This is a genomic window from Bacillus cereus group sp. Sample62 (genome assembly GCF_036851315.1).
Classification (GTDB): domain Bacteria; phylum Bacillota; class Bacilli; order Bacillales; family Bacillaceae_G; genus Bacillus_A; species Bacillus_A wiedmannii.
The window spans coordinates 1,805,719-1,831,857 of record NZ_JAFLPK010000001.1 but is presented as its reverse complement, the minus strand read 5'-3'; the positions used below and the strand labels follow the sequence as shown (position 1 = coordinate 1,831,857).

Genomic DNA, 26,139 nt, shown 5'->3' with positions numbered 1-26,139 from the left:
AACTACAATATAATACATTAAATCTACCCACTTCTCATCAAAAATATTTTCACCTTGTAAACTCTTTCTACAGGATAGCTCCCTCTTATTGTTTAAACTTTTATAAAAATAATATTCCCCATTCACAACATTACATATAAAAGCAGCCATCTATTAAGATAACTGCTTTACATCATTATAAACTACATGAATTTCACATTATTCCGGTTTATTAGGAATGTTAGGGTCCGGAACATAATCAGATTTATAATCTGTATATTCCACTTCTGTTACCATCCCCACGGAAGCATGGTGTAAATCATGACAGTGAAACATCCAATCACCCGGATTGTCTGCTACAAAGGCTACTTCATATTCTTCACCTGGTTTTAGGTTCAAAGTATCTTTCACAATTGGAGAACCTTCTATCGGTTTTCCATCTTTACTCAACAACTGGAAGAAGTGACCATGTAAATGCATTGGATGATCGTCCATTTTAGAACGATTTACTAATTTTATTTTTACTAAATCACCCTTTTTTACTGGAATCGGGTCAATGTCCGGAAATACCTTTCCGTTAATTGTATATACCATTTCATTTCCATTCATTTGCGTATTCAAGTCCATATTATATGTGGCAGTATACTGCTGCTCTAACGTGAAACTACCTAATTTTTTAGCACCATATTTCGTCATATCTAATTTCGGTAATTTTTCTTTTTCGTTTGCTTTATCTTTCATCTCTTTGCTGCCATCATATTCAATAACAGCTTTCATTCCTTTTGCACCTTTATTTGCTGAATGGTCTTCAACATACCATTTCCCAGGATTATTAGCAGTAAATTCAATATCATAACGTTCACCAGGTGCGATTGAAATTACTTTATCCTTTATAACTTTTGGATCGTTTATTGGTTGACCATCTGTCGCAATTACTTTTATATCATGACCGTGAACGTGTATATCATGTGATAGATAACCAGCATTAACGAGTCGAAGACGAACTTTATCCCCCTTATTCACTTTTAATGGCTCTACTAAATCTCCGCTTTTACCATTGATTGTGAATATGTCATACATACTCATATCATGACCTTCCATCTTCATATTTCCATGGTCCATTCCTGCCATATTACTAGAATCTTTTTTATCACTGCCCATGTCCATACCGGAATGATCCATACCGTTCTTATCATCATTCTTTTTCTTATTTTCATTATCCTTACTAGATTTATTACCGTCTGCTTTTTCTGTTTTCCCTTTTGTCATTTCTTTTAACTGCTTATTAATTTCTTCTTTATCTGTTACCCATTCATCTAACATTAATTTGTAATCTTTATCATACTTTTCACTTGTATCCTCTACAATAAGAGCACCATACAAACCTCTATCTAGTTGATTTACAGAATCTTGATGTGAATGATACCAATACGTTCCTGGTACGTTCGCTTCAAATTCATAGGTGAAACTTTTTCCTGATTCAACCGCATCTTGTGTCACACCCGGAATTCCATCCATGTTATTTGGGACTGGATATCCATGCCAATGAATAGATACTGGTGCAGATAATTCATTTTTTAATGTCACTTTAACCTTTTCACCTTTTTTCACCCTGATTTCTGGTCCAGGAGATGAACCATTAAATGTCCAGACCGGAACAATAATACCGCTACTTAGCTTTTGCTTTTCTTCTTTCGCTACTAAAGTAACTTCTGGTCCTTTTATAACTTTCAATGGTTTTGTAGCAGTTTCAGTCTGTTCTGCTTTTTTATCATTCATATTTTTATGATCATTTGTTGTATTTGTGGTCGCAGAACATGCAGCAATTAAAGATATGACAGAGACTGTAACTGCTGTTAATACAAATCGCTTCATGGAAAATCCCTCCTTTTTCTTTTTCAAAATCATTATAAAAAATGATTTTCAAGAAAATATGGAGATGTGCAATGGATCAAATAAAAAGACGCCCAAAATTGAGCGTCTTTACTAATGATTATTTCGTAACAACTTCATCTTCTTTTACATTCACATTATTTTCTCTCATAAACGCTTCAATCTCTTCAACTTCTCTAATAATATCTTTTGACAAGTTTTCATGTCCGTCTTTCGTTACAAGAATATCATCTTCAATACGAATTCCAATTGATTCTTCTTCAATATAAAGACCAGGTTCAATTGTTATTACCATACCTTCTTCTAACACTCTATCTTTATATGTTCCTACATCATGCGTATCTAAACCAAGGAAATGGCTAACACCATGATAGTAATATTTAGATAGTTCCTCGTCTTCTTGAATTAAGCCAATTTCTTTACACTCTTCTGCTAGTACCTTTTTTGTATGCTCATTTAATGCAGCAAACTTTACTCCTGGCTTAATGAGTTCCGTTGTTTCTTTCAATGCTTTTAATACAATATTATACATTTGTTTTTGACGACTAGAGAATGTTCCATTTGCCGGGAATGTATAACTAATATCAGCGTTATAGTAGTCTTTTTGAGCGCCTAAATCTAGCAGTACTAAATCACCATTTTGAATTTGTGCATCATTGTCTTCATAATGAAGAACTGTAGCATTTTTTCCACTTGCCAAAATTGTATTGAACGCATGATGCTTAATGCCAGATGATCTCAGTGTGAAATCAAACTGAGCTTCTAATTCATACTCCATCATGTCAGCTTTTGCATGCTTAAGTACGTTGTAAATGCCCTCTTTCGTTACAGCAATCGCTTCTTTAATAATTTCAACTTCTTCTTCTGTTTTAAACACTCGTAATTCACAAATATTCGGATATACATTACCAATTAAAACGTGTGGATACTGTTCTCTTACATGTTTAGCAAACGCTAACGTTTTTGTTTTTGTCTCCGTCCCATTCCACTCACGACGCTCTAAATCTAAATATAGATGCTTCACATTTTCTGTAAAAAGTATATTTGACATTGTCTTTTCAAAGCTATCTAAATATACAACTTTCTTTATACCTGAAATTTTCTCTGCTTCTTCGTTAGAAACTGTTTTACCGACCCATTTTTCCATTACTGGATCCGATTTTTCAATGAAAAGTGTTTCTTCAACACTATCTCCAAACTTCTTCAACATGAAAATAACATTTGGTTCATCGATTCCTGTTACATAGTAAAAATTTCGATTCGGCACAAATTTATAATGTGCATCTGCTGACATATGAGGTGCTTGTCCAGCAAATAAAATAGTAATAGATTCGTCTGGTAATGTGTTTACTAATCGTTCTCTATTTTGAGCAAAAAATGTTGATTTCATAATAATCCCCCTAGCGTTCTATGTATACTGGTAAATCTAATTACCCAATACAATTCATTCTATTATTGTTATAATTTTTCGTCAATTAATAGTACTCATAGAAAAAGGAAATTTTTCATTACTAGTGCCCATTCCAATCTAAATTATGCATACCACTCCACAATTTCTTGACATTTATTCCATATACTTAAAATCTCATATATAGGAAAGGAGCTACAACTTTGAAATATTATGTAGCAACAGGGATAGCAATTACGTCTTTATTCATCATTACAGGATGTTCTAGCAACGCCGAGACAGCACCAGTGAAGAAAGACACGGTGCAATCTCAACCAAAACATACAGAAACAGCAAATACGAGTCCGCAAAACTTCTATAAGGAAACTAAATCTGGAAAAATCGAGCACATTCACGGAATTGGCTATGCAGGAAATACGCCCGGGGTTTCTATCGCCACTCATAGCGGGATAAAAGTTTATCAAAATGGAAAATGGTTTGAAACTAAGACTGAGCTACATGATTATATGGGATTTCAGGCAACGAAGAATGGGTTCTTTGCCAGCGGTCATCCTGCACCAGGAGCAAATTTAAAAAATCCTTTAGGATTAATGAAAAGTTCTGATGGCGGTAATACCCTCGAGAAGTTAGCGTTTTATGGAGAATCTGATTTTCACAACCTTGCTGTCGGATATAATACGGAAGCAATTTATTTATACAATGAGCGTCCAAATTCTAAATTACAACAAGGTTTTTATTTCAGTACGAACAACGGACAAGATTGGAAAAATAGTAAGTTAAAAGGTCTTTCAAGTACAATTCATTCCTTTTCCGTACACCCTGATCAATCTAGTGTAGTCGCGGTAAGTGCTAAAGACGGTGTTTACTTATCTACAGATTACGGAAATACATTTGAACTATTCTCTACATCACTTGAATCGACAGCAGTTACATTAAGTAATGAAGATGTTTTTTACGCCCCTATCAATAAGCAAATGATAACGAAGAAATCAATTGCTACAAATGAAGAAACAAACTTACAGATTCCATCTTTAGATTCTAAAGATACAATTATGTACATCTCACAAAATCCTCAAAATTCATCTGAAATAGTATTTGCTACAATGAAAGCAAATGTGTTCCTTTCTACAGATGAGGGGAAAACTTGGAAGCAGATTACTAAAGAAGGAGCATTTCAATTTAATTAGAAAGGTGAATATAACGTGTTTTCAACAATTAGCGAGTGGAGTTATCAACTCATGTCTCCTTTAATGGATGTCGCGAATGCTACGAAATCAATTCCTCTTTTATTTGCGTTTTTATTAGGTATTGTAGGTACCCTTGCTCCTTGCCAATTAACAGGAAACATTAGCGCTATTACACTTTATGGGAATCAATCTTTACAAAAGGGACATGCATGGAAACATATATTGTTATTCATTTTAGGAAAAATAATAGCTTTTACGACACTTGGACTATTAGTATGGTTTTTAGGAAAAGAGATTCAGCAAATATTAACTTTGTATTTCCCATGGTTACGAAAAATAATTGGACCTTTATTAATTTTAATGGGGCTAATGTTGGTAGGTATTATAAAAGGAAGAAGTTTCTTCTCGATCAAATTTATACGAAAACAAAATGAGGTTGGCTCATTTTTACTTGGATTCTTCTTTTCCTTAGCTTTCTGTCCGACTATGTTCGTTCTATTTTTCGGAACGTTAATCCCTTTATCTTTCTCATATAATTATGGTTACTTGTTTCCGACATTCTTTTCGATAGGAACTGCTCTACCTATCGTTGTACTAATGTTCATCATCTCCTATCTTGGATTAAATGGGACTTTACTGAAAAAGAGCCGAAAAATAGGAAAAAACATTCAGCGTATAGCCGGTGTTCTCCTTATATTAATCGGGCTTTATGATACTGTCCTATATTGGTAATACACACAAAAGGTAAGCTTCAGTGAAATGAGCTTACCTTTTGTACCATTTTATTCATTTTTTCTTTTGTTGTAGTTGGCTTAGTAAATTCGTAACAAACGCCAGAAACAGTGCGTCATTTTCTTTTTTAGGTGACCATTGCATAATAAGTTGTCGTGGAATTTTAATTTCTATCGGTTGCACGATGAATTCATGAATAATTTGTTTATGAAGTCCTGATAATGGAACGATTGTTATTCCTTTAACTTGTAAAGCCAGTGCTAACGCGGAACTAATTGTCTCTGATTCCATCACTTTATTAACTACTATTTCATTTTTCATCAAATATGGTTCAAGTACTTCTTTACAACCAGAAAGTGGCATTATAAAAGGATAATTTTTCAACTCTTTCATTGTAAGACCAGATGGAACTGACTTTGAAGAAACCATAACATACGGATCTTCACCAATGACATCATAATGAAATCCTGGAATTAAGTTTTCTTTTATAGAAATAGAAAAATCTGCACTTCCAGAAGACAACCAATCTAACACTTCTTGATAACTTCCCTCTCGAACTGCAAGTACATACTGACTTTGATCAAAATTACCTAATTCGATACACTCTGCCAAACAATATACAGTAACGGAAGGATATGTAGCTAGTACAATCTTATACAAGCTTTTATTTTTCAATTGTAAAGCTGTTTCTTCAAGATTTTCATACTCCATTAGAAGTCGATCTACACAAACTAAAAATTCTTTTCCATTTTCAGTTAAAACTGTTCCTTGTCTAGATCGATCGAATAAAGTTAACGCATATCTCTTCTCTAATTTGTTAATGATATGCGTTATAGCAGGCTGTGTCATATGTAATTTTTTCGCCGTTAAACTAATACTGTTCAAACGCGCCACATATTTAAAAACTTCAAAATCAAAAACGTTCATGCTGTTCTCCTTATATAAAAGATATTTATATCATCTATAAATAACCTTCATTATATTTATCAAACTACTTCATATACACTAATTATACATCATCAATATTACGAAAAAATAAACATATAAACATTAGAGGAGTGTTGATTAAATGAGTACTTACGTTTTAGTACATGGAGCATGGCAAGGTGAATGGGCCTGGGAATTAGTAAAACCTCAACTAGAGGCTTTCGGACATACAGTTGTTACACTAGACTTACCTGGAAGCGGGCAAGATGTAACTCCTTCACAAAATATCACGTTAGATTCCTATGTTGATGCAGTAACAGCTACTATAAATCAACAAACTGAAAAAGTTATTCTTGTTGGACATAGTATGGGCGGAATCGTTATTACCCAAACCGCTGAATATATACCGAATAAAATCGATAAATTAGTATACCTTTGTGCATTCTTACCGCAAAATGGAGAAAGCCTTGGTAGTAAACTAGCCGGAGAGGTTGGCCCACAATTCTCTGTAAATGAGAATGACATGACTGCAGAACTTATACCTAATCTGATTGAACAAACATTTTTAAATGCTACCGAAAATGAAGAAATTAAAGAAGCTTCTTTCAAAAAAATGCGCCCTCAGCCACTAGGACCATTCCAACAAGAGCTGAAAATTTCTGAAGAAAGCTTTGGAACTATAGACCGCATTTATATTGAAACAACTCTAGATAGAGCGATTCCGATTGATTTTCAGCGCCGAATGAATACAGAAACTCCTTGCTCAAAGATCATTACTTTAGAAGCTGATCATTCTCCCTTCTTCTCTAAAGCAACAGAACTAGTTAATTGTTTAAATGCGTTAAGCTAAATTTCATTTAATGAAAATAGACACCCGCAGGTGTCTATTTTTTATGCTAACTAAAGATTGTATGTTCTTCTCTACATTTGCATGCCCTTTTGCTTCATCTCCCACTTCTTATACAATAGTACTGCACCAAATAAAAATCCCCCTGCAACGAATGAACCTACTGGTAACATTTTTATCATTTCATCAGGAAATACGAGCGGAAGTAATGGGAATGCATACGCTGCTGGAATACGTACTCCAACGATTTTTAATAAAATTAGCATTAATATCATATTGAATAAAGTGACTACAATCCATGAATCAATTGCAAAATACAATAAAGTTCCAACAGTTGCTGATGTAGTTAATACTAATATTTGTTTAAATGCCATTTTTTCATTGTACATCGGTTTTTGAAGCGATTCATACACAACGACTAGAATTGGCGGAATAACCGCTAATTGTTCATAACCAGTTATCCAACATAAACTGATCCACACGAAATTTAGTATTAGAAATACAGTCATATATTTATACTGTATATTCACTTTTCGCTCAATACCGTTGTTCAATTTAAATATAAGAACACCAACCATTAAAATAAATGTTAAAGCGCAAACTGCGATAACAAAGGACCATTCCGTCGCATTTGTTACTAATGGTAATAAACCTGTCGCAATAGATGGTGCTAAATTGGATTGAATAACACGTAAAAACAGCATCATGAATACAAGCGTTAAGCTTACTTTCCCTAAATAGGCTATATCCATTTGATTCACCATAAAGCCAATCACTGCTGTTATTGACGGTGCAATAAAGATTTTTTCTGGTTGTCTTAACCATCCTGGCTCACGATACGCCCATAAAGCAACTGCCATTGCTGCTATTTCCGGCAAAATGACTTCTGGATCATTTAATAACACACCTGCTGTTACCATAGCTAAAATAAATAAAATAGCAATCGTATATGAGATGATTGTTTCTTTCTTTGAAATTACTGCATTCATTATTACATACTCCTTTTTGCTTATTACTTTCATAATGAAAAACAACACCTTTATATACCCTACTAAGGTATTGTATATTAACATCTTTTCTATTTCAAGTATTTGTAGTTTTTTTCATTTTTTATCACCCCATACACTTACAAAACAAGAAATATTTATAAGCATTGACACTTATTAAAAGATACGTTACAATAACTATACATTAGTAAGTAACTAATGTAATTAAATTTAACTAGAGGTGAAACAAATGAAAAACATTTTATTCCGTATTAACGAATTATCAAAAAAAGAAAAAACATCTGGATTAACAGTTGATGAAAAACAAGAGCAACAAATGTTGCGTCAAAACTATACAAAAACATTTCGTGGAAGCTTAGATTCCATTTTATTGAACACAAAAATTGTTGATCAACATGGTCTTAACGTTACACCAGCCGCATTACAAGATGCTCAAATACGTTTAAAATTAAGCAAATGAAATCAAAGCTAAAAAAACAATCGTATAAAACATAAAAAGAGCCGGAATTCCTATTTAGAAATTCCAGCTCTTTTTATTGTCTTTTCTAATTTAGTAAACGAGCGATACATCGCAATTCTCCACGATACAATCATTGCAAATGCAAGTAAGAAAAACATTCCGCTTAACTCTGCTAAATCAATTGATTGACTTAAATACGATTTTAACGCTACTCGTACAGCCAATAAGCCTACTAAAATAAATATGAATGCTTTTGACGGTTTCATATATATATGTTCGTTTCTTATTTCAAACTTAGTTGTTTTAATAAGAAATATAGAGAAAATAAGTCCTATACTAATCGCCTCTACTATTTCTAACGATGTTAATCGAAACTCCGGTAAGAAGTACATCATTGCACCAGTACTCATAAAAATTGGCGGTAATATAATCTTCTTTTTCGTTACCGGTTTTTTGGCTGCTTTAAAGCGAAGAAACATGACACCAACAGCCATACAAACTGCTACAATACTTGATAAAAGTGCTATCATACTATCCACTCCTATCTATTTAAAAGGCTTTTTAAGCAAAATCATAAACCAAACGAGCCCGATACTTATAATAACATGACCTAATCCAGCCATATGGCTTAAACCATTAAAGTCAGTTCCATTTACTTGTAAAAGTCCTCTCCATAGCATTGTAGCGACAGTAAAAATTACTCCTACATTATAAACAACAAACCATGCATGAAAACTCTTTGTTTCATGGACATGAAATACTTTACATAAAGCTAAAGCAATTAAAAAGAAGACGAAGCCGAGCACTAATACGTGTGTATGCACTAATTGCAACATTGTGGATCCTTTAATTCCTTGTGCTTTCGAATACTCTCTTGCAAATACTCCTGATAATAAACCGATAATTAAGTAAATGAATGCTGCATTATATAATTTCTTCATTTTATTCCCCCTGTTGTAAACTTTCCATATTCGCTGAAATCATTTTACGGAAAGTTTATGAACGGAATATGAACAAAATATTACATTCTATTATTGAAAATAAAAAAGGCCATTCCACAACTATTAATTGTGGAATGACCTTTTAATTTATTTTAAGTCTTCAATTGAAAAGGCACCAGGCAGTAACTGCTCTACAGTCACTTCTTTTTCATCACCTTTTACATTCGTTAGTAAAACTGGCATTTTCGGTTCACAGAATTCAGCAATTACTTGTCTACAAGCACCACATGGTGAAATTGGTCCGTCCGTTTCGCCTGTAATAACTAAGTAACTAAAATCGCGCTCTCCTTCTGATACTGCTTTAAAGATCGCTGTTCTTTCTGCACAGTTACATAAACCGTAAGAAGCATTTTCTATATTACAACCAGTATAGATTTTACCTTCTTTCGTAACTAATGCTGCACCAACAGGAAATTTCGAATACGGAATATATGCTTTTGCTAACATCTTATTTGCTTCTTCGATATATTTTTTCTTATCCATATTATTTCCTCCTTAAAGTAAGTGTAATTATGATTAGTCAGTAATAACTGTATGAACTAATTTAGGAGCCACTGCTGTTTCAGCGATAGAAATGTTTTCATAAATTTTAGCTTTTACATCTTCTACATTTTCGCGATTTGCATAAATCGTTACGAACGGCTCGCCTTCTTTTACTGTATCGCCCACTTTTTTACGTAACATTAATCCTACCGCTAAATCGATTTCATCTTCTTTTGTTGCACGACCAGCACCAAGGAGCATAGCTGCGATACCAATTTCATCTGCAACAATGTTAGAAATAACACCTGAAGTTTTTGCAGGTACATCAATTACATACTTCGCCTGTGGCATTTTTTCTGGATTGTCTACAATTGAACTATCTCCGCCTTGATTGCTTAAGAACTCTTTAAACTTCTCAGTTGCTTTTCCATTTTTCATAACTTCAATTAGCATTTCACGAGCTTCTTCTAACGTATTTGCTTTTTTCGCAAGTACGACCATTTGGCTTCCTAATACAAGTACTAATTCTGTTAAATCTTCTGGACCTTCGCCTTTTAACGTATCAATCGCTTCTTTCACTTCTAGAGCGTTACCAATCGCAAAACCAAGCGGTTGTGACATATCTGAAATAACAGCCATTGTTTGACGTCCTACATTATTTCCGATACGTACCATTGCATGTGCTAATTCTTTTGCATCTTCTTCTGTTTTCATAAATGCGCCAGCACCTGTTTTTACATCAAGTACGATTGCGTCAGCACCAGCTGCAATTTTTTTACTCATAATTGAACTTGCGATTAAAGGAATTGAGTTTACTGTTCCTGTTACATCGCGTAATGCATAAATCTTTTTATCGGCAGGTGTTAAGTTTCCTGTTTGTCCAATAACAGCAACTTTGTCACGGTTTACAATATCAATGAACTGCTCTTTCGTAATTTCAACGTGGAATCCTTCTACCGCTTCTAATTTATCAATTGTTCCGCCTGTATGTCCTAATCCACGACCAGACATTTTTGCTACTGGTACATCTAAAGCAGCGACTAATGGTCCTAATACTAATGTTGTTGTATCACCAACACCGCCAGTTGAATGTTTGTCTACTTTAATTCCTTCAATTGCTGATAAGTCGATCGTTTCTCCAGACTCCACCATTGCCATCGTTAAATCTGCACGTTCGCGATCTGTCATATCTTTAAAGAAGATTGCCATTGCAAGTGCACTCACTTGATAATCAGGAATACTTCCGTCTGTATATCCATTAATAAAGAATTTGATTTCTTCAGTCGTTAATTCTTTGCCGTCACGTTTTTTCGCAATAATATCTACCATTCTCATTACAATCACCATTCCTTTTTATATGATATGAATCTATTAAAATAATAAGCCTACGATTGTTGCTGATAAGAAACTTACTAATGTTGCACCGAAAAGTAATTTCAAACCAAATCTTGCGACTACATTCCCTTGCTTTTCATTTAAGCTCTTAACTGCCCCTGCAATAATTCCAATTGAAGAGAAGTTTGCAAATGAAACTAAGAATACAGATATAATCGCTGTCGTTCTATCTGAGAAATTAAAGTTTCCTTGTGCTAAATCTGTCATAGCGACAAATTCATTTGATACTAATTTTGTTGCCATAATATTTCCGGCATTAACTGCTTCATGCCAAGGTACACCCATAATAAATGCAAATGGCGCAAATACATAGCCAAGGATTTCTTGGAATGAAATACCGATTACACCTTTAAATACTGCATTAATGAATGCGATAAGAGCAACGAAACCGACTAACATAGCTGCTACTGTAATCGCAACTTTAAATCCATCTATAATGTATTCCCCTAGTACTTCAAAGAAAGTCTTTTTCTCTTCTTCTTGTACTTCTAACATATCTTCTTCTTCAGTAACTTCATAAGGGTTAATGATAGAAGCGATAATAAAACCACCGAATAAGTTAAGCACTAAAGCGGTTACAACATATTGCGGTTTTAATAACACCATATACGATCCAACGATAGACATTGAAACGGTAGACATTGCAGATGCACATAGTGTATACATTCTTTTCTCTGGCAATAATCCTAGTTGTTTCTTAACTGAAATAAACACTTCAGATTGTCCTAAAATCGCAGAAGCAACAGCGTTATATGATTCTAGTTTCCCCATTCCATTTACTTTACTTAATGCTAGACCGATAGATTTCACAATAATAGGTAATACTTTAATGTGTTGCAAAATACCTATTAAAGCTGAGATAAATACGATTGGCATTAATACACTTAAAAAGAACGAAAACTCTTTTTGATTTACTAATCCACCAAATACGAAATTCACACCATCAGCGGCATATTTTAATAACTCTCCAAAACCATCTGCTATTCCGCTAATTAATATATTCCCTACACTTGTATTTAATAATAAAAACCCCAAAATGAATTGTAATATAACCATCGTTATGATTGGGCGATATTTGACTTTCTTTCTATCATTACTAGCAAGCCAAGCGATACCTAAAATCAATACGAGGCCAAAAATACCGATTAAGTATTTCATAAGCCGTCTCCTCCCATTCGTATCCGCTTACATTTTTTTCAATTATTAGAGCAATAGATACACTTTACTTTGTGTATCTATTGCTTTTGACTTCATTAATGATTAGTAGTTATCTGTAGCACCTTTTGCATCATTTAATACGATTGCAACACTAGCACTTGCTCCAACGCGAGAAGCTCCAGCAGCTACCATTTTGTCTGCATCTTCACGTGTACGAACGCCACCAGATGCTTTTACACCAACGTTTGGTCCTACTGTTTTACGCATTAATGCGATATCTTCAGCAGTTGCTCCGCCAGTTGAGAATCCAGTTGAAGTTTTTACGAAATCAGCACCAGCTTTTACTGATAATTCACAAGCGCGTACTTTCTCTTCATCTGTTAATAGGCAAGTTTCAATGATTACTTTTACAAGAGCTTTTCCTTTTGCTGCTTGTACTACTTCATAAATATCTTTTTCAACGAACTCGTTATCGCCATCTTTTAAAGCGCCTACGTTGATTACCATATCAACTTCAGTTGCACCTTTTGCAATAGCATCTTTTGTTTCGAAAGCTTTTGTTTCAGTAGTGCTTGCTCCTAATGGGAAACCGATTACAGTACAAACGTCTACACCATGTCCAGCTAATTCTTCAGCAGCTAGCTTTACCCATGTAGGATTAATACAAACAGAAGCGAATTTATATTCCTTTGCTTCTTCGATTACTTTCATAACATCTTCTTTTGTAGTATTAGCTTTTAAAATTGTATGGTCAATTAACTTTGCAATATTCATTATCTTCACTCCTCATATCTTTTAACAACTTCATTCTAACTCTTAGTTGAACAAATGTAAATACACTTTTGAAATTTTGTTCATTCTTTTCAAAAAGGAATTTTCTTGTAGTAAATAAAGCTCATTCTAACTAAGAAACAATTCATATTTAAAATCAAAAATTTTATATTAACAATGGTAGTATGTATCTCAATATCCATAATTATTTTTAAAAAGGCAATTTGTATTCAAATAACACTCCCATAATTCATACATAAGAAAATAAAAGGCTTTCTCAAAATTAACATCTTGAGAAAGCCTTTTATTTTTAATCTTTTTGATAATGTAACAATTCCTTCGCCGTATGCTGATCAATAATTAATACATTTGCATACCCGCCACGTAACGCACCATCAATTGCTTTTATTTTTCTATTTCCACCTGCAACTAATATAGAACGTTTCTTCAACTTTAATTCTTCTAACTCAATCCCAATTGTACGCTGATTAATTTCTTCGCTACTAATCTTTCCGTCTCCATCAAAGAATCGTGAACAAATGTCACCGACCGATTGTTTTTTGAGCAAATTCGTTTCATCCTTATCGAAATAACCTAATCGGAATAATAGCGCTTCGTCTCTCACTGTTCCTACAGTGAAAATCGCAACATTCGCTTGTTTCCCCATTTCGATAATGTGATGAATATGTCGATCCTGCTCTACTAATTCTTTTGTCACTGCATTATCAAATATAACTGGAAGGGGTAGATTTCTTGGCGTCGTTTGAAAAGCATCTGCAAATAAAGCAATCGTTTCATTCGCATATGTATTTACACTCGAATGACTAATACCACCTTTTAACTGAACAACTTCTACACCTTTTACATGTTGTGGTACAATTTTTCTAGCGATTTCATACATCGTCATTCCCCAGCTTACACCAACGATATCACCAGTTTTAACCGTCTTTTCCATATACTCAGCTGCATATTTACTAATATATTCTGTAATCGTTGCATATTCTGGCACTGGAGAAAATACGACATGTGCCTCTAACAAGTTGTACTTTTCTTTTAGTAAATTCCCAACGTTATCTAAATCAGCAAATGGATCGGCTATACTAATTTGAACAAATCCTTTTTCTTTCGCGTACTTTAATAGTCTAGAGATAGTCGGCCTTGAAATATTTAATTTATTAGCAATTTCTTGCTGACTATAATCTGATTGATAATATAACCTTGCAACTTCAACGCTTAATTGTTGTTTATCTTTATCCATAGTAACTCATTACATATCCTTTCCTGTATTTCCTTTTCGTTACAAGCATTATACAGCTTTATGCAAGAAATTTCGACTACCGAATTTTATCTAACTGAACTTCTACTACACTTAGTATTTAAAATGAAACTTTAATCAATGCTTTTTTATCCCTCCCCTACTGGTTATCTGCCCGCCCCCATAATGTAAGATTTTTTCTTATAAAGCAAACCGGTCAGGTTATTGAAAAAGTCAGTTTTAAAGTTCAAATTAGATATATATATATAAAATCAGTATGAAGGTGTGAAATCAATTGTAAAATAGTAGTTTTGGAATAAGTAAATAAGAGAAATAATCAATAGTGATTATTTCTCTTTTCATATACATATTTATTTTTGGAAAAACAATCTAACTCCAAATACTAATAATACCGCGCCTGTAATCCCCTCTATTGTACGATTCACTCTTTCTTTTCTTAAAAAAGTTCTTAATTGACGTATTAGCGTGATATAAAGCAAATACCATATTGCTGTCAAAGTCGTAAATGTGAGTCCTAACAAAAGAAATTGGAAGAAATGACTTTGGTTGCTCACAATAAATTGGGGTAAAAAACTTAGGAAAAATACAGCAGTTTTTGGGTTTAAAATTGCCGTAGTAAATCCTTGTCTAAAACTTTTAATTGCTCCAATATCTTTAGAGTCCATTTCTACTGAACCTAACATATTTTCTTTTTTATGTAAGGCACTTTTAATTGACTTTACAGCTAAGTAAATTAAATAAAAAGCCCCAGCATATTTTATAAATGTAAATAACATAGCAAATTTCATTAGGATGGCAGAGAGTCCTAGCGTAGCCATTATTGTATGAATCATCATTCCAGATATCGTTCCTAAAACGGTCTTTATCCCACCATTTTTACCATGCGAGATAGTGTTTTTTGTAACTAGTGCAAAACCAGGACCAGGCATTATTATGATTAGCATTGCTGTAAGGATAAATAATAGATAATTTTCCATGTTCTAGTATTTCCTTTCCAATTTTTAGTTTTGCTTACATTATAGCTTTTTTTATTAAAACATTAAATATAAAAAGCTTAATCAGAAGTTTATCTAAGTTATTAGTATCGATTTGATTAAACATTACCCCAAAACTACATTAATAAAAAAACACAGCAAATTTATATATTAAATAACAAGTCCACCTCTCACAAAAAACAGGATAAAAAATAAACAGCGGAACTAGTCCACTGTTTACTTCGCCACGCCTTCATGTAATTTTTCTGTATAATCCTTTACATCTTTCCAGCTATCTTTCGCTGTATGTAAATCTTCTTTTATAAAGGTAAATTCTTCAGGGCTGATTCCTTTTACGTTTTGTAATAAATTATTATATTTTGCCCCTACCGTATACCATTGATTTGATATATTTTGCAGTGCTGTAATTGCTGCATCAATTGTCTCAGTCATATTTGTTGTTTTATTTTTCACATCTGTCAAAATTGCGACTTCTGCTTGTGCGCCAGAAATTCTATCTTTTAAATTGGCGATTTCTCTTTCTGCATTTGCGATATCTTTTTTCGCAATCGCAATCATCGGTCCGCCAGCAAGACATGTTATTAATGCTACGCATAGTACACCACCAGCAATGACCATATCATTACTTTTTTTGATTGAATCGTTATATGTATTAATTTGTTGCTCTAGAGCTGGAATACCGGCATTCGTACTTGCCAAAATCGATGTTAATTGATTTGTATCCTCTTTAAAGCTATTTGTGTCTTTCGCCATTCTATCGCGAAAAGCTTTCAAATTCCCTAATAATACATCTACCTCATTTTGATTCTTTACAATATCCGCATACAATTTTTCTAAATCCGCTTTTAACTTTACGCTATCTTTTTGATCAATCGCAATTAGCATACTATTATAATACGCTTGAAAAGTATTATTGTAATTAATAATATTTTGATCTGTTTTCATAATTTGCGGCTTCATATGATCTAACCAATACGCCGCGTTAATTTTTGCATCTCTTTGGTGCTGAATCATATTTCCTTTAAACTCACTATTAATGGAACTTATTTTACTCAAATCAGTCTCTTGCTGATTTTGAATTAATTTTGCATATGAATCCATTGCAAATATGCTCGATGTCGTTTGCGCCATAACATCTCGGAATCCAGCTGGCCCTAGCGAATAATTTCCCGCACTTTCTTGCAATGTTTTTACGTTTTGTTCTGCTGCAAAAGGATGTAAAGGAAATGCGTTACTCGTTGCCACTCCAGCAATCATTAACGTTAAAAGACATTTTTTATAAAATCTTTTCTGCATACTTTTCACCTATTTTCTTTATAAGGGTATAAAAAGCTCCTGCTCACAACTGAACAGGAGCTTCAAATCACTCATCAATACGTAACGCTCTAACGATTCGTATCCGATTATGCTTTTTTCGTATCTACTACTTTAATATCTTCAGCATAAATCTTTTCTGCATAGTCTTTAATGTTTTTCCAGCTATCTTTCGCAATGTTTAAATCTTCTTTAATGAAAACAAGGTCGTTTGGACTGATTGAATCTACATTTTGAAGTAAAGAATTGTATTTTGATCCCATTGTGTACCATTGGTTTGAAATGTTTTGCAACGCTGTAATTGCAGTATCAATTGTATTTGTTAAATACTCCGTTTGTGTTTTAATGTTCGTTAACCCAGCTACTTCTAATTGAGCAGTTGTAACTTGTCCTGTTATTTTTTGAATTTCAGCTTGTGCATTATCAAGTTCTTTCTTCGCTAATACGATACCAGCTGTACCACCACCTACAGCTGCTGCACCACCTGCAATTAATGCGACTCCTAGCGGCGTTCCTGCACCTGTAGCAATAACTACTGCACCACCGATAATTGCAATTGGCCCTAAAGCTGTCGCAACTGATGAACCGATAATAATTGCATTATATTTACTAATCGCTTCATTGTACGTTGTAATTTGATTTTGCAGAAGCGGAATTCCAGCATCTTGACTAGCTAATATAGATGTAATTTGATTTGCGTCTCCCTTGAAGTTTTGCGTATCCGATGTCATTTTATTTCTGAATTTCTTCAAGTCTTCTACTAACTGATCTACTTGCGCTTTATTTTCATTAATACTACTTGATAATCTAGTTAAACCTTTCGTAAGAGTTGCTTTATCCTTTGCATCAACCGCAGTAACTAAAGTATCATAATAGTTTTGGAATTTCGTATTGTAGTTAATGATATTTTGATTCGTTGAAATAAGCTGTGGCTTTAATACATCTAGCCATTGCTTCGCATTTCCTCTAGCTGTATCCTGGTGCTGAATTACTTTCCCTTTTAAAGCCGCATCAACAGACGATACATTACCAAAGTTAACATTCCCTTGTTTAATAATTGTTAAAGCGTACAGATCCATTACTAAGGCGTTTGAACCTGTTCTTTCCATTGCATCTTTTAAGCCTTCTGGTCCTAATGAGTATTCTTCATAGTCATTATAAGCTTTTGCTACCGCATGAATTGGAGCTTGTTTCACTGTACTTTCAGCTGCATACGTATGGGCTGGCATAATGTTTCCTGCTGCAAATACTGCCATAAGTGCTGATAGAGCCATTACTTTATAAGGTTTTTTTGTCATTTTTCTTCTCTCCCTATATCGTTACTTATTTTTAATGTACTTCAACGTTTGTAACGTAATCTTCAAATTGGTTCGTTTGTTTATTCATTTCATCACTTACTTTTTTAATTTGATTGAAATGTTTTTGAAGTAAACTACTGTCTGTATACGTGCCTTCTTCAACATTCTTTTGAATTTGGATCATATTACTATTTAAAACTTTCCAATCCGTTAATAACGTTTCTAAAGTTGAGATTTGGCGATCAATTAGTTCTGTAAAGCTACTTACTTGATCTTCAACGAATGTAATTTGTGTTGCTTCTGCTTCAGTTTGTGATAACTTTTGAATAAGTGGTAGTAGCTCTTTTTGCTTTTGCTGAATGCGAAGAGCTGCGTCCCTCGTTTGACTATCGGCAGCATTGACAATTTCATTACTTAAAGTACCGATAGAAACAAAATCAATTGTTTTCGTTTGTGCAGTTTGATTTGTAATTGTAAATACTTGTTTACCGATATTAATAGAACCTTTAATAATTTCTTGAGGTCTATTCAAAATAATAGTTAGTTCCGCTTGAATTTCCCCTTGAATTCTTTTAATATCTTCTCTTAATTTCACAATATCCCCACTTGATCCTTGTAGTGTTTTTATTGCTTCATCGGCTTTAATTGATAGGTTGCTACTATCTTTGTCTAATACCGTTTTAAATCGATTTAACTCTAATAAATCTCGCTCCATACTCTCTTGGATGCTTTGTACTTGCAGTTGTAATTTTCCATATGCATTTGTAAAATCTGCTTTTGCTTGTTCATCTTCATTTACGTTTCCTGCTAGTTCATAGAGCTTACTATAATAACTATTAAATCTAGTACTATATCTCATCATCTCTTGATTTAAGTCGATTAGCTTCGGATTATATTCATCAATCCACTCTCGTACATTCGCCTTTGCAAACTTTTGATGATTCGTTAAGCTACTCATCGCATTTACTTTAATGTCTGGCTGTTGTAAAATAACTAATCCGTATGCTTGTATAAGCGGTGACTGTGATCCTAACATTCTAATTGAATTGGATAATGTATTTGGAGCAATTACATTTTGTGCATATACTGTTTTCACCTCTGTTTGCCCCTCCTTAGCGTAAGCGCTTACAGGAATAAAACAACTCGTAGATACTGCTGTAACCAATAACCCTGTAATTAAAGTCTTTTTCACTTTAACTCCTCCTATGTATTAGCAACTATTACTATCGCATTTTATTATTCTATTTTCTTGCACATAATTTGAGATGGTTAAAATAGAGAACGTTCTCACCGCGATCCATGTATGAACCACCTCTCTCAACTTTTATTGCTACAGTACTTACTTATTGTTATAAAACATTTCATATGTGATTAGTATGAATAACATTGTATAAAATTTCTATTTTATAGCCATTTCCACATTCACACAGTGAATATATTACATGAAAATATTATTCATTTTAAACTAAATAACGTACGTAAATATGAAATTTCGTTTTGTTTTCATATAAGTTTTGTACTGTAAGGTCATTTAAACACAGCTATTTATATAACGTAAAGAAGTATTTTCATTCCCTTTATTTTCAAGCTTTCATGTCCTTATTTCAAAATATAATCCGCTACACTATTTCAATTGAAATATCCATATATCACAACAAAAAATCCTACTTATCCATAGACATAAAAATTATATCAATATATCTTTTAGACTCATATGCAATTATGCATAGCATATACACAAAAAGGATAGCTTCACTTTCATGAAGCTATCCTTAAAAAATCTTCTTACTTTTTCAAATGATATGGAACTGTCGTAATAACAACATTTCTTTTATAGAGTAAATACGCACGAATGAGTAAACTAGATTGATTATGAAGAATGTTATGCCAACCTTTTTTCGGAATGAACTGTGGTATAACTACAGTAACTCGGTAATTTGACTCACTCGCTTTATATTGTACTGTATCAATAAACTTTGTTAGTGGCTGAATAATACTTCTATAATGAGAATGTAACGTAACAAGCCTTACTTCAGGTTGCCACTTCTTCCATTTCTCTTCAAATTTCTTTTCCTCTTCTCTGTCAAAAGCAACATATACAGCAATAACTTGATCTGCCGAAAGAGCCTTCGCATAGTTCAATGAATTTTCTACTACATGCGTCATACCAGCTACAGGAACAACAATTACATTTCCCTCAATTGGAACAAGTGGCTCACAAGTTTTTAAACTTAATTGATCACCCACTGCATCGTAATGCTTCTTAATTCTATGGAACAAGAAGATGATGGCAGGTAAGAAAATAAGGATTGACCAAACTTGTGCGAACTTAGTTAAAAAGAACATACTCATTACGATAAAACTAATAACTGCACCAATTAAATTAACCGTTAATCTCAAAGCCCATCCTTCTGGTTTTTCACGAAGCCATTTTAATACCATCCCCGTTTGAGAGAGTGTAAACGGAATAAATACACCTACTGCATATAACGGAATTAAATGTTCTGTTTGCCCTTGGAAAGCTACAATTAAAATAATCGAAGCAATTCCAAGTATAATAATACCGTTTGAGTAACCTAGGCGGTCTCCTCTAATCGTAAACATTCTCGGTATGAATTTGTCTTTTGCAAGGTTAACTGCTAATAGCGGAAATGCAGAATACCCTGTGTTAGCAGCAAGAATTAATATTAAAGCTGTTGTACCTTGTATAAAATAGTACATGAAATTACGCCCAAAAGTTTGTTCAGCAATTTGTGAAACAACTGTTACTTCTTTACTTGGAGTAATTCCGTAATAATAAGCTAAAAAGACAATTCCTGAAAATAAAACTGCAAGTAATGCCCCCATTGCAAGCAATGTTTTCGCTGCATTGTTAGGCGCAGGATCCTTAAAGTTTGGAATTGCGTTAGATATTGCCTCAACACCCGTTAAAGCAGAGCTTCCTGACGCAAATGCTCGTAACAGTAAAAATAAACTAATTCCTGCAACTGGTGTTCCAATCGGTGAATGTAATGTCGGTGAAACTTGACCAGTTATAATATTATAAATACCTACACCAATTAATATAAATAGGGCTAAAACGAATAAATAAACAGGATATGCTAAAACGGAAGCTGATTCCGTTACCCCTCTTAAATTTAAAATAGTAATCAATATAACAAATATAATTGCAATGATTACATTATGTGCATGTAAACTAGGGAAGGCTGATGTAAGCGCATCTGTACCTGCTGACACACTTACTGCAACAGTTAAAATATAATCGACTAATAAAGACCCTCCAGCTATTAACCCTGGATTCATCCCTAAATTTTCTTTTGATACTACGTATGCGCCCCCGCCATGCGGATAAGCAAAAATAATTTGTCTATAAGATAAAATAAGGGCTGTCAATAATACTAATACCCCAACAGCGATAGGAATAGAATACCAATAAGCTACTGCTCCTAGGCCTGCTAGTGCGATTAATATTTGCTCTGGTCCGTATGCGACCGATGACAATGCGTCAGAAGATAAAATGGCTAGCGCCTTCGTTTTATTAAGCTTTTGCTCTCCTAACTCAGTTGATTTTAACGGCCTTCCAATTAAAAACCTTTTGATTGATGAAACCACTGCTGTCCACTCTCCAATAATTTTGTATGAACTTTTCTGCTAGTTACAGCGGATAAACGATTTCTTCAGAAAACAAAAAATGTCTACAAGCCATAACGAAATAGACTTGTAGACATTATTTTTTTTGTCGCACAAGCTCCACCTTCCTTCTCAATATAACGCTTACGAGGTTAGCTGTCGGATTCGGGCCTATGAGTAGCCCTACCTTTTTCAAGGATTCACCCCATTGGATTAAGTACTAATCCATAAGAACGGGTCCCCCGCACCATACGGTTTCAGCGATTTAGAAAATTGAAACTGTGGATTATAATACTCCTTTATTTTCAAAATGTAAACAAAAATTTTTAAAAAGAAAAAATTTAAATGATTGCGCATAATCCGCTGGTAAATATACATAATGAATACTAAAAAATCGATAAAGGAGACTCATATGTCTAAAGAAAAGAAGCCTATTTTTTCCGATTCCTATTTAGATGCATTAGCAAATGAAATTAATCAATTATACGGTAAACGTGAACAGGAAATAAATTTGACAGATAGAACGAAAAGAAATAAATAATTTGTCATAAAAAAGAAAGCAATACACTTATATATTGCTTTCTTTTTTATTTTTTCATACATCCAATTGTATTGCTGATCTGTTAAAGGTCATTTCTTCATACACTTTCAAATTTTGATATACTGCCCCTAGTAATGGTGCTTCTATAGAAAATTGTTCCGCTACATCTAGTAAGTATCCTTGTAAGTGCTCGCCTTCAATGAACGAACCTTTTTCCATATCACGCTGCATCGATGACTTCATATCATACGAAATTTTATCAATTGTTTTCATATGTTCTTGGGCAATTCCATCCTTAACTGGAGCTTTCATAAATCTCATGATTTGCACACATTCTTCAAATAAGTTTTGGATAAAATCGCGTCCACCTTCGCTTTCGCGAATCGGTCCTATCGGTGCACGCATTAATGTCGTCACACCCGACATTACAGTAATAAATAAATATTTATGCCACATATCTTGCATAATATTTTCACTTAAAACAAAACTAGATTTCGTACCTGCAAATGCTTTAGAAATATGCTTTATTCTCTCTGAATCTTGAGACTTCATTTCTCCAAATACAAGTCTGTTGGCAACACTCGTTTGTACAATCTCTCCTTGATCGTTTAACGTCGTCTCGATAAAGCATAAACCGCCAATTACTTTTTCCACGCCAAATTCTTTTTGTAATAGTGATACATGAGCAATACCATTTAACAATGGAATTATGACAGTATTTTCACCTACAAACGGCTTCAAATCTTGAATCGCCTCGTTTAAGTGATACGCTTTTGTTGAAAATAAAATAACGTCAAATGGAGAAGTTCGATCTTCTTTCGTTATTACTTTCGGTTGGAAGGAAAAATCCCCATTGACACTGCGAATAACAAGTCCCTTTTCCTCTAATTGCTGTTTTCTTTTACTGCGGACAAGAAACGTAACATCTTCTTCTTTTTCGACTAATCGCCCTCCAAAAAAGCCTCCGACGCCACCAGCCCCTAATACTAAAATACGCATACAACATCCCCCTTTTCAAAATAAAATTTTATAATATTTAGTATACATAACATTATACATGTCCCCTACTAAATAAGCTGAATTTTCATTCTTAATCAAGTGTAAAACAGTGGTTATTTTCAAATGAATTTGGGCATGTTGTTTTTATAGCATATATGAAAGGAAACAATGTAAATGGAGGCAATACAAACAATCGAGGAAAAAGATGTAGCAACAGCTATATTTCAATTTATATTCCCGTTTTCTTTTAAAACTGGATATGAACAAAATATGTTCCCTTTCTTACAGAAAAATGATTTTCGGCCTTTTCGACTCGATCATCTTGAAAATGAAAATACATATTACGGAAAGTTTCAAGTTTCACATCAAAATATGGAAGCATACTATCTTTCATTTACAAATAAAATTCTATTTCCTCACTCAGAGCATCAAAAAGGATTACAGCGCTATTCTAAAGACCTTAACTTAACTGGACATTTAACAACAAATCTTATTTCCGTTCCCTTCAATATTCATTCTATTGACGTAACACTTTGTCCTTATGAGCTTGGCTTCTTAACAATTCGGACAGAAGTAGAAACCTCTCCAAACATGACATTATCAGAAGCAATCGAATTCGCCGCCCGCTTCCGGGTACTTGAAACTAAAAATGACACAACTGAAACTATCTGTATTGAATGTAATGGAAAACAATATTCACAAGTGGAAAAACTTATATTCGGTGACTTATTTCATGGTGTCACAGACTTCTTTGAGAAAAAGAGATTGCGGAGTTCTTACTTTCAAACATTCCCCTTCTTTGAAGATCAACGAATGTATGTACAAACTTTATTATCCATAAACAAAAAGTCCGACCTTCATGTAATCGATGTATACCGAGCTTCCAGTCTTTCCGGATTAACAGACGATGGCAAGCCCTATATTAGCGCAAATAATGTTCCTTATATTCAAGATTATTTAATAAAACATTCTTATCAAAGATGGGCTCCTAATCGCTACTTTATTATGGAAGAACATATTTTTACATGTATAACAAACGAGGATGAACACGAATTCGCTAAACTTGCTAGTCAAATGTACGGGGAGTTTTATTATGCTTTGTTATTAAATCTATTTCATAAAGTTGTTTTATTAAAAATGGCAAACGCTTATGCTGAACTTAATATTGAACAAGATACAAATGAAATAGAAAAATTAATTTATTCAATCAATTCATTTACAGCAAATTACTTTTCTTTAGAGCTAGTATCCCAATCACAGAGTGAAGATATTTTCTTCCGCTTAAGAAATCTATTTAACATTGAAGTACTTTACTCCAATGCAAAACAAAATCTTGACAGTTTGTTTAAGTATCAAGAAAATGTCGCTTCTAAAAAAGATAGCCTTTTACTATTAATTTTAACGCTCTACTCTGTAGTAGGCCAAATGTTAGGGTTTACTATGATTGACCTTTTAAGAAACACCGATTCAAACAAAATATCGTCGCCACTTGAATTTTTCGCACTTTTAATTGCAATTAGTGGTATCGTCATTTCACTTATTTTAGGTGCGCAAAGTTTATACCAATGGAGTCTACAACATAAACGAAGAAAAGCATGGGTAAAACAAACTGTACTTTCTGCTGTGAAAGAGAAAGATGATAAACATTAAAAAGGGTGATTTTCAAATTACAAATACGTAGAGCATTTCAGTGAATGAAATTTTTATCAGCGATTTTTAAATTATATCGACTTACCGACAAAAACTGACCAAAAATGAACCGCATAGTAAAAAAAGTACTCCAAAATAAAATTTGGAGTACTTTTTTATTACACTAATTTATCTTACTTTCCTGCTTCGATTTTCTCTAATGCAGCAGCTACTTGCTCTTCAGTTAATTCGTGTTGCACGATATAACGATTACGTGGGTGTACACGACATTCATGAGAACATGCTCGTAAATGTTTTGCTTCGTTTTCTTCAGAACATAAAATTTTCTTATTACATTCTGGATTTGCACAGTTTACATAGCGCTCACAAGGTTCACCTGTAAAGTGGTCTTTACCAACGATAACATGCTCTTTTTGGTTTACTGGTACAGAGATACGCTCATCGAACACGTAACATTGTCCATCCCAAAGCTCACCTTGTACTTCTGGGTCTTTTCCGTACGTTACAATACCGCCGTGAAGCTGAGCTACATCTTCGTAACCTTCACGAACTAACCAACCAGAAAACTTCTCACAACGAATTCCGCCTGTACAGTATGTTAAAATCTTTTTACCTTCAAGTGTTTCTTTGTTTTCTCTAATCCAATCTGGCAACTCACGGAATGATTCAATATCCGGTTTAATCGCGCCTTTAAAGTGACCTAGATCAAACTCATAATCATTTCGTGCATCAATGATAACTGTATCTTCTTGTTTCATTGCCTCATAGAATTCTGTTGGCTCTAAATATTTACCAGTTATTTCTTTCGGATTAATGTCGTCTTCTAGACGAAGTGTAACTAACTCTGGACGAGGGCGTACGTGCATTTTCTTAAATGCATGTTCATCTGCCTCATCAATTTTAAAAACGATTCCAGCAAAACGTGGATCATTGTTCATTGCTTCCATGTATTTCTCTGTTTGCTCAACAGTTCCAGAACAAGTTCCATTAATTCCTTCTGTCGCTACAAGAATTCTTCCTTTTAACTCAAGTGATTTACAAAATTCTAAATGCTGTTCAGCAAATTCTTCTGGATTTTCAATTGTTGTGTACATGTAATATAGTAATACTCTATATGGTTTTGTAGTTGCCAATGTATTTCTACCACCTATCTAATTTTTAAAATCATGTATAAGTTAACGTTCATAT

General features: G+C 33.6%; 24 protein-coding genes and 1 riboswitch. Of the genes, 6 read left to right on the top strand and 18 right to left on the bottom strand.

The annotated features are described in order from the left end of the window. Positions 1-198: 198 nt before the first annotated feature. Positions 199-1,854, bottom strand: a complete 1,656-nt coding sequence (locus J0835_RS09305) for a multicopper oxidase family protein (RefSeq protein ID WP_087980201.1) — start codon at positions 1,852-1,854, stop codon at positions 199-201. A gap of 118 nt (positions 1,855-1,972) precedes the next feature. Beyond that, entirely contained in the window at positions 1,973-3,262 is a 1,290-nt protein-coding gene (locus J0835_RS09300) for an aminopeptidase P family protein (protein ID WP_087980200.1), read from the bottom strand. Between the two features lie 221 nt (positions 3,263-3,483). Between J0835_RS09300 and J0835_RS09295 the strand changes: the two genes are divergently transcribed. Both J0835_RS09295 and J0835_RS09290 read left to right on the top strand, forming a co-directional pair. Continuing rightward, positions 3,484-4,467: a F510_1955 family glycosylhydrolase gene (locus J0835_RS09295; RefSeq protein WP_087980199.1), complete on the top strand. Its 984-nt coding sequence runs from the start codon at positions 3,484-3,486 to the stop codon at positions 4,465-4,467. 15 nt (positions 4,468-4,482) lie between these two features. Beyond that, complete coding sequence (locus J0835_RS09290; protein ID WP_222122524.1) at positions 4,483-5,199, top strand: urease accessory protein UreH domain-containing protein; 717 nt, start codon at positions 4,483-4,485, stop codon at positions 5,197-5,199. Positions 5,200-5,253: 54 nt separating this feature from the next. Here J0835_RS09290 and J0835_RS09285 read toward each other — a convergent pair whose 3' ends face one another. Then, positions 5,254-6,126 carry a LysR family transcriptional regulator gene (locus tag J0835_RS09285; RefSeq protein ID WP_087980197.1) on the bottom strand — a complete coding sequence of 291 codons (873 nt, stop codon included), beginning with the start codon at positions 6,124-6,126 and terminating at the stop codon, positions 5,254-5,256. Between the two features lie 142 nt (positions 6,127-6,268). Here J0835_RS09285 and J0835_RS09280 point away from each other — a divergent pair, with 142 nt between their 5' ends. Next, the gene (locus J0835_RS09280; protein ID WP_087980196.1) at positions 6,269-6,976 is read left to right on the top strand and encodes an alpha/beta fold hydrolase; all 708 of its coding nucleotides are present in this window, start codon (positions 6,269-6,271) and stop codon (positions 6,974-6,976) included. 71 nt (positions 6,977-7,047) lie between these two features. Here J0835_RS09280 and J0835_RS09275 read toward each other — a convergent pair whose 3' ends face one another. Further along, positions 7,048-7,962, bottom strand: coding sequence for a hypothetical protein (locus J0835_RS09275; RefSeq protein WP_140386732.1), 915 nt, complete (start codon positions 7,960-7,962; stop codon positions 7,048-7,050). Between the two features lie 247 nt (positions 7,963-8,209). Here J0835_RS09275 and J0835_RS09270 point away from each other — a divergent pair, with 247 nt between their 5' ends. Next, positions 8,210-8,440 (top strand): DUF896 domain-containing protein, encoded by a 231-nt coding sequence (locus tag J0835_RS09270; RefSeq protein ID WP_046955048.1) that lies wholly within the window; start codon positions 8,210-8,212, stop codon positions 8,438-8,440. Positions 8,441-8,490: 50 nt separating this feature from the next. On the opposite strand, the gene J0835_RS09265 is transcribed toward J0835_RS09270, so the two are convergent. The 12 genes from J0835_RS09265 to J0835_RS09210 all read right to left on the bottom strand — a co-directional run bounded on the left by J0835_RS09265 (position 8,491) and on the right by J0835_RS09210 (position 21,743). Further along, positions 8,491-8,970: a CcdC family protein gene (locus J0835_RS09265; protein ID WP_087980194.1), complete on the bottom strand. Its 480-nt coding sequence runs from the start codon at positions 8,968-8,970 to the stop codon at positions 8,491-8,493. Positions 8,971-8,985: 15 nt separating this feature from the next. Next, a complete protein-coding gene (locus J0835_RS09260) occupies positions 8,986-9,381 on the bottom strand; it encodes a DUF2871 domain-containing protein (RefSeq protein WP_087980193.1) in 396 nt (131 codons plus the stop codon). 147 nt (positions 9,382-9,528) lie between these two features. Then, a complete protein-coding gene (locus J0835_RS09255; protein WP_000358522.1) occupies positions 9,529-9,924 on the bottom strand; it encodes a cytidine deaminase in 396 nt (131 codons plus the stop codon). A 33-nt stretch (positions 9,925-9,957) separates the two neighbouring features. After that, complete coding sequence (locus tag J0835_RS09250; protein ID WP_087980192.1) at positions 9,958-11,259, bottom strand: pyrimidine-nucleoside phosphorylase; 1,302 nt, start codon at positions 11,257-11,259, stop codon at positions 9,958-9,960. 36 nt (positions 11,260-11,295) lie between these two features. After that, positions 11,296-12,477: a NupC/NupG family nucleoside CNT transporter gene (locus J0835_RS09245; protein WP_000876170.1), complete on the bottom strand. Its 1,182-nt coding sequence runs from the start codon at positions 12,475-12,477 to the stop codon at positions 11,296-11,298. 102 nt (positions 12,478-12,579) lie between these two features. Continuing rightward, positions 12,580-13,251, bottom strand: coding sequence for a deoxyribose-phosphate aldolase (gene deoC, locus J0835_RS09240; protein WP_064476406.1), 672 nt, complete (start codon positions 13,249-13,251; stop codon positions 12,580-12,582). A gap of 307 nt (positions 13,252-13,558) precedes the next feature. Continuing rightward, positions 13,559-14,506, bottom strand: a complete 948-nt coding sequence (locus J0835_RS09235) for a sugar-binding transcriptional regulator (protein ID WP_087980191.1) — start codon at positions 14,504-14,506, stop codon at positions 13,559-13,561. Between the two features lie 368 nt (positions 14,507-14,874). Beyond that, the gene (locus J0835_RS09230; RefSeq protein ID WP_087980190.1) at positions 14,875-15,501 is read right to left on the bottom strand and encodes a LysE family translocator; all 627 of its coding nucleotides are present in this window, start codon (positions 15,499-15,501) and stop codon (positions 14,875-14,877) included. 234 nt (positions 15,502-15,735) lie between these two features. After that, entirely contained in the window at positions 15,736-16,815 is a 1,080-nt protein-coding gene (nheC, locus tag J0835_RS09225) for a non-hemolytic enterotoxin NHE subunit C (RefSeq protein ID WP_087980189.1), read from the bottom strand. Between the two features lie 107 nt (positions 16,816-16,922). Further along, on the bottom strand, positions 16,923-18,131 hold the full coding sequence (gene nheB, locus J0835_RS09220) for a non-hemolytic enterotoxin NHE subunit B (protein ID WP_087980188.1): 1,209 nt from the start codon (positions 18,129-18,131) through the stop codon (positions 16,923-16,925). Positions 18,132-18,162: 31 nt separating this feature from the next. Beyond that, a complete protein-coding gene (gene nheA / locus J0835_RS09215) occupies positions 18,163-19,323 on the bottom strand; it encodes a non-hemolytic enterotoxin NHE subunit A (protein ID WP_087980187.1) in 1,161 nt (386 codons plus the stop codon). Between the two features lie 593 nt (positions 19,324-19,916). Continuing rightward, positions 19,917-21,743, bottom strand: coding sequence for an APC family permease (locus J0835_RS09210; protein ID WP_087980186.1), 1,827 nt, complete (start codon positions 21,741-21,743; stop codon positions 19,917-19,919). Between the two features lie 144 nt (positions 21,744-21,887). After that, a riboswitch (cyclic di-AMP (ydaO/yuaA leader) is annotated at positions 21,888-22,034 on the bottom strand. A gap of 139 nt (positions 22,035-22,173) precedes the next feature. Here J0835_RS09210 and J0835_RS09205 point away from each other — a divergent pair. After that, a complete protein-coding gene (locus tag J0835_RS09205; protein ID WP_000031869.1) occupies positions 22,174-22,302 on the top strand; it encodes a hypothetical protein in 129 nt (42 codons plus the stop codon). Positions 22,303-22,356: 54 nt separating this feature from the next. On the opposite strand, the gene panE is transcribed toward J0835_RS09205, so the two are convergent. Continuing rightward, complete coding sequence (panE, locus tag J0835_RS09200; protein ID WP_087980185.1) at positions 22,357-23,301, bottom strand: 2-dehydropantoate 2-reductase; 945 nt, start codon at positions 23,299-23,301, stop codon at positions 22,357-22,359. Between the two features lie 174 nt (positions 23,302-23,475). Here panE and J0835_RS09195 point away from each other — a divergent pair, with 174 nt between their 5' ends. Further along, complete coding sequence (locus J0835_RS09195; protein ID WP_087980184.1) at positions 23,476-24,951, top strand: hypothetical protein; 1,476 nt, start codon at positions 23,476-23,478, stop codon at positions 24,949-24,951. Positions 24,952-25,124: 173 nt separating this feature from the next. Here J0835_RS09195 and trhO read toward each other — a convergent pair whose 3' ends face one another. Next, complete coding sequence (gene trhO, locus J0835_RS09190) at positions 25,125-26,084, bottom strand: oxygen-dependent tRNA uridine(34) hydroxylase TrhO (RefSeq protein ID WP_087980183.1); 960 nt, start codon at positions 26,082-26,084, stop codon at positions 25,125-25,127. Positions 26,085-26,139: the final 55 nt, after the last annotated feature.

Coding starts and splice junctions, on each gene's coding strand:
- J0835_RS09250 (WP_087980192.1), bottom strand. CDS start 11,259: ATGAGAATGGTAGATATTATTGCGAAAAAACGTGACGGCAAAGAATTA.
- J0835_RS09285 (WP_087980197.1), bottom strand. CDS start 6,126: ATGAACGTTTTTGATTTTGAAGTTTTTAAATATGTGGCGCGTTTGAAC.
- J0835_RS09245 (WP_000876170.1), bottom strand. CDS start 12,477: ATGAAATACTTAATCGGTATTTTTGGCCTCGTATTGATTTTAGGTATC.
- nheB (WP_087980188.1), bottom strand. CDS start 18,131: ATGACAAAAAAACCTTATAAAGTAATGGCTCTATCAGCACTTATGGCA.
- J0835_RS09235 (WP_087980191.1), bottom strand. CDS start 14,506: ATGGATAAAGATAAACAACAATTAAGCGTTGAAGTTGCAAGGTTATAT.
- J0835_RS09270 (WP_046955048.1), top strand. CDS start 8,210: ATGAAAAACATTTTATTCCGTATTAACGAATTATCAAAAAAAGAAAAA.
- J0835_RS09205 (WP_000031869.1), top strand. CDS start 22,174: ATGTCTAAAGAAAAGAAGCCTATTTTTTCCGATTCCTATTTAGATGCA.
- J0835_RS09260 (WP_087980193.1), bottom strand. CDS start 9,381: ATGAAGAAATTATATAATGCAGCATTCATTTACTTAATTATCGGTTTA.
- deoC (WP_064476406.1), bottom strand. CDS start 13,251: ATGAATATTGCAAAGTTAATTGACCATACAATTTTAAAAGCTAATACT.
- J0835_RS09255 (WP_000358522.1), bottom strand. CDS start 9,924: ATGGATAAGAAAAAATATATCGAAGAAGCAAATAAGATGTTAGCAAAA.
- J0835_RS09305 (WP_087980201.1), bottom strand. CDS start 1,854: ATGAAGCGATTTGTATTAACAGCAGTTACAGTCTCTGTCATATCTTTA.
- J0835_RS09275 (WP_140386732.1), bottom strand. CDS start 7,962: ATGAATGCAGTAATTTCAAAGAAAGAAACAATCATCTCATATACGATT.
- panE (WP_087980185.1), bottom strand. CDS start 23,301: ATGCGTATTTTAGTATTAGGGGCTGGTGGCGTCGGAGGCTTTTTTGGA.
- J0835_RS09230 (WP_087980190.1), bottom strand. CDS start 15,501: ATGGAAAATTATCTATTATTTATCCTTACAGCAATGCTAATCATAATA.
- J0835_RS09300 (WP_087980200.1), bottom strand. CDS start 3,262: ATGAAATCAACATTTTTTGCTCAAAATAGAGAACGATTAGTAAACACA.
- J0835_RS09195 (WP_087980184.1), top strand. CDS start 23,476: ATGGAGGCAATACAAACAATCGAGGAAAAAGATGTAGCAACAGCTATA.
- nheC (WP_087980189.1), bottom strand. CDS start 16,815: ATGCAGAAAAGATTTTATAAAAAATGTCTTTTAACGTTAATGATTGCT.
- J0835_RS09280 (WP_087980196.1), top strand. CDS start 6,269: ATGAGTACTTACGTTTTAGTACATGGAGCATGGCAAGGTGAATGGGCC.
- J0835_RS09265 (WP_087980194.1), bottom strand. CDS start 8,970: ATGATAGCACTTTTATCAAGTATTGTAGCAGTTTGTATGGCTGTTGGT.